General features: G+C 60.0%; 10 protein-coding genes. 8 read left to right on the forward strand and 2 right to left on the reverse strand.

The window, feature by feature from the left end:
• Positions 1-3 precede the first annotated feature (3 nt).
• Positions 4-834, reverse strand: a complete 831-nt coding sequence (locus tag NYQ88_RS01025; RefSeq protein ID WP_275653137.1) for a shikimate dehydrogenase — start codon at positions 832-834, stop codon at positions 4-6.
• A complete protein-coding gene (locus tag NYQ88_RS01030; protein WP_275653138.1) occupies positions 831-1,439 on the reverse strand; it encodes a Maf family protein in 609 nt (202 codons plus the stop codon). Before NYQ88_RS01030 ends, NYQ88_RS01025 begins: the two co-directional genes overlap by 4 nt.
• Before the next feature lie 462 nt (positions 1,440-1,901).
• On the opposite strand from NYQ88_RS01030, the gene hemE reads away from it, so the two are divergent.
• The 8 genes from hemE to NYQ88_RS01070 all read left to right on the forward strand — a co-directional run bounded on the left by hemE (position 1,902) and on the right by NYQ88_RS01070 (position 10,434).
• Positions 1,902-2,912 carry a uroporphyrinogen decarboxylase gene (hemE, locus tag NYQ88_RS01035; RefSeq protein ID WP_275654981.1) on the forward strand — a complete coding sequence of 337 codons (1,011 nt, stop codon included), beginning with the start codon at positions 1,902-1,904 and terminating at the stop codon, positions 2,910-2,912.
• A gap of 10 nt (positions 2,913-2,922) precedes the next feature.
• The gene (hemJ, locus tag NYQ88_RS01040; RefSeq protein ID WP_275653139.1) at positions 2,923-3,348 is read left to right on the forward strand and encodes a protoporphyrinogen oxidase HemJ; all 426 of its coding nucleotides are present in this window, start codon (positions 2,923-2,925) and stop codon (positions 3,346-3,348) included.
• Between the two features lie 180 nt (positions 3,349-3,528).
• Positions 3,529-4,794 (forward strand): transcription termination factor Rho, encoded by a 1,266-nt coding sequence (gene rho / locus NYQ88_RS01045; RefSeq protein WP_275605168.1) that lies wholly within the window; start codon positions 3,529-3,531, stop codon positions 4,792-4,794.
• A gap of 23 nt (positions 4,795-4,817) precedes the next feature.
• Positions 4,818-6,107, forward strand: coding sequence for a tRNA uridine-5-carboxymethylaminomethyl(34) synthesis GTPase MnmE (gene mnmE, locus NYQ88_RS01050; RefSeq protein ID WP_275653140.1), 1,290 nt, complete (start codon positions 4,818-4,820; stop codon positions 6,105-6,107).
• Between the two features lie 70 nt (positions 6,108-6,177).
• Positions 6,178-8,040: a tRNA uridine-5-carboxymethylaminomethyl(34) synthesis enzyme MnmG gene (gene mnmG, locus NYQ88_RS01055; RefSeq protein ID WP_275653141.1), complete on the forward strand. Its 1,863-nt coding sequence runs from the start codon at positions 6,178-6,180 to the stop codon at positions 8,038-8,040.
• Positions 8,040-8,687 (forward strand): 16S rRNA (guanine(527)-N(7))-methyltransferase RsmG, encoded by a 648-nt coding sequence (gene rsmG / locus NYQ88_RS01060; RefSeq protein WP_275653142.1) that lies wholly within the window; start codon positions 8,040-8,042, stop codon positions 8,685-8,687. The genes mnmG and rsmG overlap by 1 nt, the downstream gene beginning before the upstream one ends.
• A gap of 61 nt (positions 8,688-8,748) precedes the next feature.
• Positions 8,749-9,549, forward strand: coding sequence for a ParA family protein (locus NYQ88_RS01065; protein WP_275653143.1), 801 nt, complete (start codon positions 8,749-8,751; stop codon positions 9,547-9,549).
• 9 nt (positions 9,550-9,558) lie between these two features.
• A complete protein-coding gene (locus tag NYQ88_RS01070) occupies positions 9,559-10,434 on the forward strand; it encodes a ParB/RepB/Spo0J family partition protein (protein ID WP_275653144.1) in 876 nt (291 codons plus the stop codon).
• Positions 10,435-10,446 lie beyond the last annotated feature (12 nt).

A 10,446-nucleotide genomic window follows, 5' to 3' on the forward strand; every position in this document is an offset into this window, starting at 1 on the left:
GAATCAGTGCCCCAACGTGGCTTCGACGCGCGCCCGCAGTTCCGGCGTCACCTTGGGCTCGACGCCAAACCAGGCGGAAAAACCGGGGGCGGCCTGGTGAAGAAGCATGCCCAGACCATCGACCGTTTGAAGGCCATGGGCGGCGGCATCTTCGAGAAGCGGGGTCACAAGCGGAGTATAGACGATATCAGTGACGAGGCTGTTCTTTGGAAGGAGGCTCATATCGAGCCAATCAAAGCGCGTGCCATGCATGCCGATGGAACTGGTGTTGACGACGAGGCCGGTGTGGCCGGCGAGCGCGGCAAAATCCTCAAAACCATGGGCTTCAAACGGGCCGTCGATCACTTCGACCAGCGCCTGGGCATTGGCCAATGTGCGATTGAGCACATGGACCTTGCCGCCATTGCGCCGCCGCAGGGCGACGAGGATGGCGCGGGCCGCACCACCGGCTCCGATGACGATGGCATCATTGGGTCCATCCGACCAGCCCGGTGCTTCGGCGTCGAGATTGCCGAAAAAGCCAAGATAGTCGGTATTAGTCCCAAACACTTTGCCGTCGCGCGCCACCAGCGTGTTCACCGCGCCGATGGTCCGGGCGAGGGGATCGACCTCGTCGCAGAGCGCGAAGACCGCTTCCTTATGGGGAATGGTGACATTGCCACCGGCAAATTCGCCGCTGCGCAGGCGCTCGAAAAAGGCCGGGAGGTCGGCGGGCGCCACATCGATAGCTTCATAAGTGCCGTCGATTTTGTGTTCGGCCAGCCAGGTTCCATGAATCAGGGGCGAGCGGGAATGGGCAATAGGATGCCCGATAACAAAGGCTTTTGTGGTCACGAGTGGGCCTGGGCGGTCAGAAGTTCGGGCGCGATATCGCGCAGGGCGGCCAGAAGCGGGAGCAGCGGCAGGCCCAGAATTGTAAAATAGTCGCCGACGACGGTTTCAAAGAGCCGGATCGACGGACCTTCCAGCCGATAGCCACCAACGGAGTGCAGCGCTTCATCGCCCTCGAGATCGAGAACGGTGTCGCGCTCCTCAGCGGTAAACTCGCGCATGGTCAGCTCGGCGGTCTGAATGTCGGACCAGATGAGCTCGCCATTGCGCACCAGTGTCACGGCGGCATGAAGGCGATGGGTTTTTCCGCGCAGGTGATCGAGCTGGGCTTCAGCGTCAGCGCGATCGGACGGCTTGTGCAGGAGCTCAAGACCGAGAGCCAGGGTCTGATCCGCGCCAATGACGAGGGCATCGGGATGGAGCGCCGAGACGGCTTCGGCCTTGTGGCGCGCGAGCAGAAGAGCGACGTCCCGACCATCGGCGCCGGCAGCAATTGCTTCGGCTTCGAGGCTGCGTTCATCAATCGCCGCCGCCTCAGCGGAAAACGGCAATCCGGCCTTGTCCAGCAAGGCTTTCCGGGTGGCACTGCTCGAAGCAAGGATCAGCATGTAGGGAGTTTTTCCACACTGTCATCCCCAGCTCAAGTCAGAATTGTGGGAAAGACTCGTAACTTTGGGCCCTGGCCGGATTTGTTCGACCTGTCCGCAAAACAGTCCACAAACACCGTCGCGAGCCGTCGCGATGGCGCTGTGTGAATCTGTGGGGACAACTGCCATAGACCATGAGAGGTTATCAACTCGTTAAAATGCAATCTATTTTGGTCCCTTGACTCGGCGAAGCCTCAATTAACCTTTCGTTAATTTCCATTAAGGGGCAGGGAAACGGCGAGTTTGCCACAGGCGTTAACACCTCATTAACGAATACCTGCGCGCAAGTGTCACCGAGGGCAGCGATTGTGGAGGGCCGTGAATTGGCTCAAAACACCGCCATAATAATAGAGATACGAAGTAAGAAAGACTCTTTTGGGTTTTTGAAAGGTAGGCAGAGTGACCGAGGTGACCCCCAAGCCCATGCTCGAAACGGTGCTGGGACGTAAGCAGACCAGACCGCCGGTGTGGATCATGCGCCAGGCAGGCCGCTATCTTCCCGAGTATCGTGAAGTCCGTCAGAAGGCCGGTGGCTTTCTTGACCTGTGCTACACGCCTGAACTCGCAACCGAGGTGACGCTGCAGCCGCTGCGCCGGTTCGATCTCGATGCGGCAATCCTCTTCTCGGACATTCTGGTCATTCCGGATGCGTTGGGACAGAAGGTTCGCTTCGAGGTGGGTGAAGGCCCACTCCTCGAGCCCCTCGACGTGAATGGAGTGGATCGGCTTGATCGCGCCCGGGCTGGGGAGCATTTGCAACCCGTTCTGGAGACCGTGCGTCGTCTCCGGGCTGCGCTGCCCGCCAACAAGACCCTGATCGGCTTCTGCGGGTCTCCCTGGACGGTGGCCACCTATATGCTCAACGGTCGGGGATCTCCGGACCAGTGGGTTGCCCGCCGCTTTGCCCTCGAACACCCCGCCGCTTTTGCCAAGCTGATGGATGTGCTCGTCGACACCAGCATTGAATACCTCGTCGCCCAGTTCGAAGCGGGCGCGGATGTTGTGCAGCTGTTTGAAAGCTGGGCGCTCAATCTCGACGACGCGGCTTTCACCACCCAGGTGATCGGGCCAAACAAGCGGATCGTTGACGGCGTTCGTGCGCGCATTCCCAATGCGCCGATCATCGGCTTCCCGCGTGGGGCTGCCGGCAATATCGCGCGCTTTGCCCGGGAAACCGGCGTCAATGTCGTGGGTATCGACTATGCGACCCCGCTCGATTTCGTGCGCACCAATCTGCCGACCGATCTTCCGGTCCAGGGCAATCTCGATCCGCTGCGCCTCGTTATCGGCGGCGAGGTGATGGAAAACCGGGCCCGCGAGATCATCGCGGCATTTTCAGATCGTCCGCATATCTTCAACCTCGGGCATGGTATCGTCCCGGAAACGCCGATCGCCCATGTCGAGCGGCTGATCAATCTGGTCAAGAACGGTTAGGAGCCCGGCCATGTATGAATGGGTAAAGGCGCTCCACGTCATCTCCGTCATCTCCTGGATGGCCGGAATGCTCTATCTGCCGCGGTTGTTCGTCTATCACACCAAGGCCGCGATTGGTTCGGAGCAGTCCGAAACCTTCAAGGTCATGGAACGGCGGCTGATGCGCGCCATCACCACGCCGGCGATGATCGCGACCTGGCTGTTCGGCCTCGGGCTCGTTCACCTCGGCGGCGCGGACTGGAGCTCGGGCTGGACCTGGGCAAAGGCGCTTTTCGTGATCCTCCTCAGCGGGTGCCACGGCATGCTGGCGCGTCACCTCAAGGATTTCGCGAACGACCGAAACACCAAGCCGGAAAAGTATTTCCGCATGATCAACGAGGTGCCGACGGTGCTGATGATCGGCATCGTCATCATGGTCATCGTCAAGCCGTTCTGACCTGTTTCACGTGAATCTGCCCGTTCCGCCGTCGGTTTCTTTCTTGAAACCGGCGGCGGAACAGTTTACATGATTTCCATCTTGCATCTCTTCTGGCGCGGCCCTCCCTGTCGCTGCGCGGTGCAGTCCCCCCTTTTTTAGTCCCTTCCTACCGATTTCCCTCAAGGGTCCATCGCCTACATGCAGAATATCAAGCTCAGCGAGCTCAAGGCCAAATCCCCGGCCGAATTGCTGGCGTTCGCCGAAGAACTCGAAGTCGAGAACGCTTCGACCATGCGCAAGCAAGAGTTGATGTTTGCCATCCTCAAGGAACTGGCAGCTCAGGACATCAACATCGTTGGTGAGGGTGTGGTCGAAGTTCTGCCAGACGGTTTTGGCTTCCTGCGCTCACCCGACGCAAACTACCTTCCAGGGCCGGACGATATCTATGTCAGCCCCAGCCAGATCCGCCGCTTCGGCCTGCGGACCGGCGACACGGTCGAGGGCGAAATCCGCTCTCCCAAGGAAGGCGAGCGCTACTTCGCGTTGCTCAAAGTAAGCACCATTAACTTCGAAGATCCCGAGGCGGTTCGCCATAAGGTCAACTTCGACAACCTCACCCCGCTCTATCCCGAAGAGCGGCTGCGGATGGAAATGCCCGATCCGACGCTGCGCGATCGTTCTGCGCGCCTGCTCGATCTGGTGGCGCCGCTCGGCAAGGGCCAACGCGCGTTGATCGTTGCGCCTCCGCGTACTGGTAAGACCGTATTGTTGCAAAATATTGCACAATCGATCGCGACCAATCACCCCGAATGCTATCTCATCGTGCTCCTGATCGATGAGCGTCCGGAAGAAGTGACCGACATGCAGCGCTCCGTGCGCGGCGAAGTCATCTCCTCGACCTTTGACGAACCGGCAAGCCGCCACGTGCAGGTCGCCGAGATGGTCATCGAAAAGGCCAAGCGCCTTGTCGAGCACAAGCGCGACGTGGTTATCCTTCTCGACTCCATCACCCGACTGGGCCGCGCCTACAACACCGTCGTTCCAAGCTCCGGCAAGGTCCTCACCGGTGGTGTCGACGCCAATGCCCTGCAGCGCCCGAAGCGCTTCTTCGGTGCGGCGCGCAATATCGAAGACGGCGGTTCGCTGACCATCATCTCGACGGCGCTGATCGATACCGGCAGCCGCATGGACGAAGTTATCTTTGAAGAATTCAAAGGCACGGGTAACTCGGAAATCATCCTCGACCGCAAGGTTGCGGACAAGCGCATCTTCCCGGCGCTCGACATCACCAAGTCGGGCACCCGCAAGGAAGAGCTGCTGGTCGAAGCCGACATCCTCAAGAAGATGTATGTGCTGCGCCGCATCCTCAACCCGATGGGCACGATCGATGCGATGGAATTCCTGGTCGACAAGGTCCGCCAGACCAAGACCAATTCCGATTTCTTCGACTCGATGAATACCTGATCCCGATCAGGTCAGAAGAGCCAATGCACGGCGATACAATTATGGCGTTGTCGTCGGGAAGTCTTCCCTCCGGCGTCGCAATCATCCGCCTCTCGGGCCCAAAGGTCCGGGAGGCGCTGTCGTTTCTGGCTGGCGCAGTGCCAGAGCCGCGAAAAATGGTCCTGCGTCGCATCGGCCAGGAGCGCCAACTCGACCAGGGCCTGGTTGCCTTTTTCCCCGGCCCGCAGAGTTTTACCGGCGAGGACTGCGCCGAGCTTCACGTGCATGGTTCGCCAGCCGGCGTTAAGGCCATCTTGCGTGAACTGGGCGGGCAGGGCCTTCGTCTGGCTGAGGCCGGAGAATTCACCCGCCGGGCCTTCGAGAACGGGAAACTCGATCTGGTGGCCGTTGAGGGGCTGGGTGACCTCCTCAGCGCCGAAACGGAAAAACAACGCCAGCAGGCCCTTGCACGCTATGACGGCCGGTTGACAGAAGAGATCGACAGCTGGCGGGATGCGCTTCTCGATCTGCGCGCCGAAATTGAAGCCCGCCTCGATTTTTCTGACGAAGGCGACGTCGAGGACGACCTTCCTCAAAGTTTTCAGAATGATCTGGCCGATCTTCGCGGCAAACTGCAGGATGCGCATGACCGCATAACCAGCGGCCGCATTGTCCGTGAGGGCGTCCGGGTTGCCCTGGCTGGTGCACCCAACGCCGGCAAGTCGAGCCTCATCAACGCCTTATCCCGCTCGGACGTGGCTATTGTTTCGGACGAAGCCGGGACGACCCGCGACGTCAGGGAAGTGCCCCTCGATATCGGTGGGCAGCTGTTTATCCTGCTCGATCTCGCCGGCTTGCGGGAGACGGACAGCCGTGCCGAAGCCGAAGGCATCCGACGCGCTGAGAAGGCAATTGGGGATGCTGACATCGTCCTTTGGCTTGAAGCCCCAGATACCGAGCACGTCGACCGACCCGCGATCACGGGGCAACTCCTTGTCGTTGGCACGAAGATCGACATCGGGCCAAACACCACTGCCGATATCACTCTTTCGACACAGACGGGCGAGGGACTGGACAGTCTGGTTGACCGTCTGCGCATAATCGGTGAAAAGCTCGCCGGCGGTGAGCCAGCGCTGGTCAGCCACGAGCGCGATCGCGTTGCGCTGGTTCAGGCTATTGCGGCTGTCGAGCACGCAGGCCAGCAGTTGCAGAACTGGGAATTGGCAGCGGAATCTCTCCGTCAGGCATCCGCCTGTCTCGAGCGATTGATTGGCCGTCTGGATGCCGAGAAAGTCCTCGATCGGCTGTTTGCGAGCTTCTGTATTGGAAAATGATTCACGTGAAACACCTGATCCACAGTCGTGGATGGATTCACGTGAAACATCGGAAAGAAAAGACACTGAGATGACCGACTATGCAGTCATTGTCGTTGGTGGCGGACACGCCGGATGTGAGGCCGCAGCAGCGTCCGCCCGTCTCGGGGTCCCTACGGCCCTCATCACCCACAAGGTCGCGACCATTGGCGAGATGAGCTGCAATCCGGCCATTGGTGGCCTGGGCAAGGGTCATCTGGTTCGGGAGATTGATGCGCTCGATGGCCTGATGGGGCGCGTTGCCGACCAGGCCGGCATCCAGTTTCGCGTGCTCAATCGCCGCAAGGGTCCGGCCGTTCGTGGTCCGCGAGCGCAGGCCGATCGGCAGCTCTATCGCGCCGCAATGCAGGCCGCGCTCTCTGCCCAATCCAACCTCGATATTATCGAGGGCGAGGTGGATGACCTCGAAGTAAGCGGTGGACACATTACCGGCGTCGTCCTTCTGGACGGCCGTCGGTTCTCCACCAAGGCCGCCGTGCTCACGACCGGCACCTTCCTGCGCGGGCTGATCCATAGCGGCGATCACAGCTATCCGGCTGGCCGTATTGGCGAGAAGCCGGTCCTTGGTCTGTCGACGCGCCTCGAGGCACTAGGCCTTACGCTTGGTCGTCTGAAAACCGGTACGCCGGCGCGCCTTGACCGTGACAGCATCGACTACTCCGTGCTCGAAGAGCAGCCAGGTGACACGCCGCCAGAACCCTTTTCGATGCTCACCGAGGCGATCACGACGCGTCAGGTGTCGTGCCACATCACCCGGACAAGTGCTGAAACACACGCGATCATCGCGGCCAATGTGCATCGCTCGGCGATGTACTCGGGACGGATTCAGAGCCGTGGCCCGCGCTATTGCCCGTCTATCGAGGACAAGATCGTCCGGTTCGCGGACCGCGACAGCCATCAGATTTTCCTGGAGCCCGAAGGGCTTAACGACCAGACGGTCTATCCGAATGGTGTCTCGACCTCCTTGCCGGCGGAAGTTCAGGATGAATTCCTGCGCACCATGCCCGGCCTCGAGAACGTCCGCATCATTCAATACGGCTATGCCATTGAGTACGACTATGTCGACCCGCGCGAGTTGCGGCCGACCTTGGAACTCAAGAAGCTCCCGGGTCTTTATCTTGCCGGTCAGATCAACGGCACCACCGGTTATGAAGAAGCCGGCGCCCAGGGCCTGCTTGCCGGCGCCAATGCTGCCTTGGCAGGGCAGGGGGCCGATCCGCTCATCCTGTCGCGCACCGAAAGTTATCTCGGCGTGATGGTCGACGATCTCGTTACCCGTGGTGTGAGCGAGCCCTATCGCATGTTTACATCGCGTGCGGAGTTCCGGCTGCACCTGCGTGCTGATAATGCTGACCAACGCCTCACGCCTCTCGGCATGAAGACCGGCCTCGTCGGTGAGGAGCGGCGTGAGCACTATGCCAGAAAGTCGGCACGGTTGACCGCGGGACGATCAATCCTCCAGGCAGCGAGCGCCTCGCCGACTGAAGCCCGCAAGGCTGGGATCATGGTCAATGAGGATGGCAAGCGTCGGACGGCCTTTGATCTGCTGTCCTATCCGGATATGACGCTGGAGGGTCTCAAGCCCCTGTGGCCCCAGCTGACAGAGATCGACGAAGAGATTGTCGAGCAACTGACAATTGATGCGCAATATGCCGTCTATCTCGACCGTCAGCGTGCCGACATCGAAAGCATGCGGCGGGATGAGCAGCGCGCCATCCCTGACGATTTGGACTATGAGGGAATCGCTGGGCTCTCCAATGAGATGCGGCAGAAGCTGAGCTTTTCCCGCCCACAGACGATGGCCCAGGCGCAGGCATTGGATGGCATGACACCGGCGGCACTCACCCTGCTGCTCGCAGTGATCAAGCGTGGCGAATTGCGTAGGGCTAGTTGATGTCGAATATTGATAAGCTTGCGCCTTATGCGCAGCACTTTGGCCGTCCCGCAGCGGAAGTGGCCAGAGATCTGGAATCCTATGCCAATCTTCTCAAGAAGTGGCAGGCTGTACAGAATCTTGTTTCACGTGAAACACTCGGCCAGGTATGGGAGCGTCACTTTATCGACAGCCTGCAGGCCATGACGCTACTCCGGCCAGAAGACGAGCATTTCATGGACATCGGAAGTGGCGGCGGTTTCCCCGCGCTCCCCTTGGCCATCGCCAGTAAGGGGCTTAACCGGCGCTTCGTATTGGTGGAGCCCACCACGCGCAAGGTCAGCTTTCTGCGAACGGTTGCCCGTGAACTCAAGCTCAGTGTCGAGGTGATTGGCCTCCGCAGTGATCAGATTGATTCACGTGAAACACAGGTGCCTGACGTCATAACCTCCCGCGCGCTGGCTGCTTTGCCGCAATTATGCGCCTGGATGGCCCCCTTTTTTGGACCTTCCACGCGGGCTGTCCTGCACAAGGGGCGGGAACATGTTGAAGAGTTGCGCGAAACGAGTGTGCTCTGGGACTATGACGTGTTAATAGACAAGAGCGATACCGATCCAAGTGGTGTTATCCTGACTTTGCAGAATCTTTCAGCAAAATCAGGCGTTTAACTTAGTCCATCTTGGCTTGTGATTCCCTGTCGTGCTTCGGCGACACAAGCGGAGGCCTGCTTTGGCACCTCGTATTCTGACTCTGGCCAATCAAAAAGGCGGCGTGGGCAAGACCACGACGGCAATCAACCTTGCCACGGCTCTCGCAGCCATTGGCGAGCGCGTGTTGATCGTCGACCTTGATCCGCAGGGTAATGCCTCTACCGGTCTCGGTATCTCGCGTACGGACCGCGAGATTTCGGCCTATGACGTGCTCGTGGGGGAGGCCAGCGTGGCCGAAGCCGCGATCATGACCAGTGTACCCAATGTCGCCATCGTCCCCTCGACGATGGACCTGCTGGGCGTCGAGTTGACCATCGCCGGCCATGGCGACCGCGCCTTCAAGCTGCGCGACGCCTTCAAGGCCATCGGCGATCTGGAGATTAAAGAGAAGCCCGTCAGCTACATCCTCATTGACTGTCCGCCGTCGCTGAACCTGCTCACCATCAACTCTCTGGTTGCCGCGGATGCGGTCCTGGTGCCATTGCAGTGCGAGTTCTTCGCGCTAGAAGGTCTCAGCCAGCTGCTGCAGACCATTGAGCAAATCCGTTCGACGCTCAATCCGCGTCTTTCGATCCAGGGCGTGGTCATGACCATGTTCGACAAGCGCAACAATCTTTCCGAGCAGGTGCTCAACGACGTGCGTAGCGAAATGGGGGACCTTGTCTATGACACAGTCATTCCCCGCAATGTCCGGTTGAGCGAGGCGCCGTCATACGGCAAGCCGGCACTGCTCTATGATCTGAAATGTGCCGGTAGCCAGGCCTATCTCAGGCTTGCCACCGAAGTCATTCGCCGTGAGCGGCGCCTTAACGCAGCCTAGGAGCCCGAGATGAACGACAAGCCGACACGTCTGGGCCGTGGCCTTGCAGCGCTCATTGGCGATATGGCGACCCTTGAGGGCGCCCGTGTTACCGAATCCGGTTCCGGCAGCAAGAAGCTGCCGGTCGAGTTCATTATTGCCAACCGGGCAAACCCGCGACGGACTTTTGACCCCGAGCAGCTTGAAGAACTTGCGAACTCCATCCGCGAAAAGGGTGTGATGTCGCCCTTGCTGGTGCGGCCGACGGACGATCCGAATATTTTCGAGCTGATTGCCGGCGAACGCCGCTGGCGCGCCTCGCAGATGGCTGGTCTGCACGATGTGCCCGTGATCATCCGCGAAGTGGACGACAAGGAAGCGCTCGAACTCGCGATCATTGAGAACGTGCAGCGCGCCGACCTCAACGCTCTGGAAGAGGCGATGGGGTATGGCCAGCTGATCGAACAGTTTGACTATACGCAGCAGGACCTGGCGCAGGTAATCGGCAAGAGCCGCTCGCATGTCGCCAATACGCTGCGTCTCCTGAAACTGCCGGAAGACGTCCGCTCCATGGTCGCCAGCGGCACGCTGACGGCTGGACACGCTCGCACGCTGATCACGGTCGAAGAGCCAGGTCAGTTGGCGCGGCAGATCGTCGAGAAGGGGCTTTCCGTCCGCGAGGCAGAAGCGCTCAGTCAGCAGCGTGAGCCGGCGCCCCGGCCCAAGCCACCGGAAGAAACCGGTCGTGATGCCAATACAGTCGCGCTAGAGCGTCGGTTGTCGGACGCTTTGGGACTGTCGGTGTCGCTCAGCCATTCTGAAAAGGGTGGACGCGTAGAGATCCGCTACAAGACCCTCGAACAGCTCGATAATATCTGCGGCAAGCTGACGGGCCAGTCGCAGTAATTCGATAAAAGT

Origin of the sequence: Devosia sp. SD17-2, from assembly GCF_029201565.1 — a bacterium.
In the GTDB taxonomy this organism is placed as follows: Bacteria; Pseudomonadota; Alphaproteobacteria; order Rhizobiales; family Devosiaceae; genus Devosia.